A 2,106-nucleotide genomic window follows, 5' to 3' on the forward strand; every position below is an offset into this window, starting at 1 on the left:
GAACGCCGGTGGGCCACCAGGACCCGTTCCAATGCCTCGATCTCGCGGCCGTACTCGCCGGCGGTCGCGTCCGGGACGGTCGTCAGCGACCAGCCACTGCCGGCGCTGCGTTCGACGCCCAGCCCGAACTCGGCCGCGATCTGCCGGAACTTCCCGTTGTGGTAGGCGCCGCCGCGGCTGGTGTCGGCGACACCCCGCGCCGACGCCGCACCGTGAACAGCTTCGTGCAGCAGAGTGCCCAGCACCTCACGTGCACCGAACGCCAACCCTTCCCCACCGACGAACAACTCCGGCAGTAGCTCGGGGCCGTGTTTCCAGCGTGCCGGCCCGAAGTGCCCCAACCGCACACCTTTGCGGCCCGCGGAACCGGCGGCCATGGTCACCACGACATCCGGAACATCCGGATGCCGGGCACGCAGCTGGCCCCAAATCGATTCGATAGTGATGATCAGAGAACCTGCGATGGCGGTCATACCACGCCCCTCAGAATTTGATGATTATCCATCACCATCAATTCTATCGAAAAATGCTGCACACCAATGCTTTTGATGAATACGGTTCAATCACAGATTTGATGGATGCTCATGAAATCAGCTGCACCTCAATGCATCTCGCTTCGACGGATCCATTGATGCATACGGATCAGGAGATTGACGGCTACTCATCAATCACCCCTGCCGGCATCCCTTCGTTGTGGTCCCTCGTCGTCACCCCGTACGAGACCTGACTTCGCGCTCACACGCCCCCTTGCGGTTTCGTCCCCCAACGCGCCCCGCTCCCAACGCACCGTGCCATGCCAACCCGCCCTCTTGTGGTCCTCTCTTTGTGGTCCCCCCTTGTGGTCTCTCTTCCTTGTGGTCCTCCTTCTTCTGGTGCTTCTCTCCTTCTGCTCACAACTGTTTGGTGGTGGTTTGTCTCCTGCCTGATCCCCACTATCTTCAGCGAAGCGGGAGATAGTGGGGATCAGGCAGGAGGCGGGCCACCACCAAACACCCAGTTCAGGGCGATTTTTCATCGCACTTTTATCGCAACGCTTGTGTGCATTCATTGTGCATCCAGTGTGCATTCATTCCGCATTCGTTCCGCATCGAAATCGACAGCCTCACAACGCAAGACGCTTGCGTGGAGTACCGCCGAGTGCCTGCAACTGGCAGATCGAGGTGCTCCCCGCGGGTATGGAGCACCCAGGTGATAAGTACGACCGGGGCCTCTTGATGGCTCATCCCCGCACGCGCAGGAAGCGCAGCGGTGGCCTTCCGCACGGTGGCGGCGGTCTGGGCTCATCCCCGCACGCGCGGGGAGCACCTCACCAACGTCAAAGCCCACCCGCTCACCGGGGGCTCATCCCCGCACGCGCGGTCTGCTTCCGCACCGACAACGGAAAACGGCGCCGAGAAGCGCAGCGTATGACCGCGCTGGCACAGCACCGGCCGATCCTCGAAGGCCGTGGCCGATTCGCCAGAATCGCGCGTGTCCTGCTCCGGATGTGCGCATCATGTCGGCCAGCACGTGGCTGTGTGGTGCACGTGCGTTCCCAGATCAGCGAGGCGTTTTACGCCGCGCGCCGACTGCCGGGCCGCCGTTTCAGGTGGCCGCGGTGACATGGAATCGATCGGATGCGGTGCTGGAGAAGTTCTATCAGTGGGCGTTGGCGGTGGAGCTGGTGCGGGCAGCGCCGTTCGGGTCGGTGCAGCAGCGCCTGTCCAGTGGGCTCGCCGTGGTCCGAGCGAGGGAGAAGGCCGCTCGACTGCAACGGGGAATCGGTGAAGTCGCGGCACGCTGACAACCACACGTCGAGGTCCCCGGCCAGCAGTGACGGCACTTGCACGGCCGCCAGCCCGATCATCACCGGAGCCTGCGTGGGGTCAGCGGCCAAACGTTGCAGATTGCACGGGCTGGTCGGGTTAGCACAACCACGTGTGTTGCGACGACCCCTGGAATCCGCCCTATGACGGTGGGTGCATGTGTGTGGGGAGGTCTCCGGTTACATCTGCTCAGCTCAGTGGCCTGTTGAAGCTTGTGGGTTTCGGGGATCGGTCGCGGCGGTTTAGCGTTGATCTACGGCGAACGACCGTGAGTCCGTGCAATCGTGTGGGTGAGCAGGGA

The 2,106-nt window shown here is 63.0% G+C and carries 2 protein-coding genes and 1 pseudogene; 2 read left to right on the forward strand and 1 reads right to left on the reverse strand.

The genetic code is table 11. The features are described from left to right. A pseudogene (locus ACFXN1_RS51700) lies at positions 1-473 on the reverse strand (hypothetical protein); the annotation flags it as partial. A gap of 53 nt (positions 474-526) precedes the next feature. On the opposite strand from ACFXN1_RS51700, the gene ACFXN1_RS51705 reads away from it, so the two are divergent. Then, positions 527-727: a hypothetical protein gene (locus ACFXN1_RS51705; RefSeq protein ID WP_379446483.1), complete on the forward strand. Its 201-nt coding sequence runs from the start codon at positions 527-529 to the stop codon at positions 725-727. A gap of 870 nt (positions 728-1,597) precedes the next feature. After that, positions 1,598-1,783 carry a hypothetical protein gene (locus ACFXN1_RS51710; RefSeq protein WP_379446484.1) on the forward strand — a complete coding sequence of 62 codons (186 nt, stop codon included), beginning with the start codon at positions 1,598-1,600 and terminating at the stop codon, positions 1,781-1,783. Positions 1,784-2,106 lie beyond the last annotated feature (323 nt).

Source organism: Nocardia sp. NPDC059154, from assembly GCF_042755705.1.
Lineage (GTDB): Bacteria > Actinomycetota > Actinomycetes > Mycobacteriales > Mycobacteriaceae > Nocardia.